The organism is Nocardia farcinica (assembly GCF_029867845.1).
Taxonomy (GTDB): Bacteria; Actinomycetota; Actinomycetes; order Mycobacteriales; family Mycobacteriaceae; genus Nocardia; species Nocardia farcinica_A.
In genome coordinates this window covers 1-1,014 of sequence record NZ_JARWRU010001199.1, presented here as the reverse complement: position 1 = coordinate 1,014, position 1,014 = coordinate 1, and the positions used below count along the sequence as shown (strand labels likewise).

Annotated in this window: 1 protein-coding gene and 1 pseudogene; both read right to left on the bottom strand. The window is 71.5% G+C overall.

The genetic code is table 11. The features are described from left to right. Positions 1-737, bottom strand: a 737-nt coding sequence (locus QH283_RS26705; RefSeq protein ID WP_280505696.1) for a crotonase/enoyl-CoA hydratase family protein, incomplete at its 3' end; no start/stop codon positions are given. Positions 738-831: 94 nt separating this feature from the next. Continuing rightward, positions 832-1,014: pseudogene (locus tag QH283_RS26700) on the bottom strand (MarR family transcriptional regulator); the annotation flags it as partial.

Genomic DNA, 1,014 nt, shown 5'->3' with positions numbered 1-1,014 from the left:
TCGGTGGTGTGCGCGATGGCCTGCATGGCGGCCGACAGTTCCAGCAGCGATTCCAGCCGCTGGTGCTGCCCCTCGCGGATGAGCCGCTTGGTCATGCGCAGCACGTGCGGCGGATTCACCGCGACTCTGGCGGCGAGCGCGCGGGCGGCGTCGAGCAATTCCTCCCCCGGCACCACTCGCGACACCAGGCCCCACTCCAGGGCGGTGGCCGCGTCGATGGCGTCGCCGGTGAAGGCCATCTCGCTGGCGCGGGCCAGGCCGATGGCGCGCGGCAGCAGCCAGGCGCCGCCGTCGCCGGGAATGAGACCGACCTTCACGAAGCTCTCGGCGAAGACGGCCCGTTCGGCGGCGATGCGCATGTCGCACATCAGCGCCAGATCGCAGCCCGCCCCGATGGCCGGGCCGTTGACGGCGGCGATGGTGGGAATCTCGCAGTCGTACAACGCTTTCGGGATGCGCTGGATGCCGTGCCGGTAGCCGGGGCGCAGCTCGGCCGGACCACCGCCGAACATGCCGACCTTGTCGCGCATGTGCTTGACATTGCCACCGGAGGAGAACGCCGAGCCCGCGCCGGTGAGGATGGCCACCCGGATCTCCGGGTCGGCCTCGGCGCTCGCGATCACCGCCTCCAGCGCCTCGATCGTCTCCGGCTCGGAGATCGGATTGCGCGCGGACGGATTGTTCAGCGTCCACACCACCACCGCGCCGTCGCGTTCGACGAGTACGGGATCAGTCATTCGCCCACCCCTGGCTGGTTTCGGTTCACGGTCGGAATCACCCCGGGGTGACCGGAGCGCCTGGCCCCGCGGCCGCGTCAGGATAGCGCGCACCTCACGGTGCGGCGTCCGGCGCGGAGTCGGCGGGTGGGTCGGGGCGCGGCCAGGGGCGGCGGTCGAGACGTTCCAGGCCGGTGTTGAAGCGGCGCAGGTATTCGGCGAATGCCGCGACGTCCTCGGGCGACCAGTCGGCCAGCGCGCGACCGAGGGCGCGGACATTGCGTTCGCGGACCTGTTC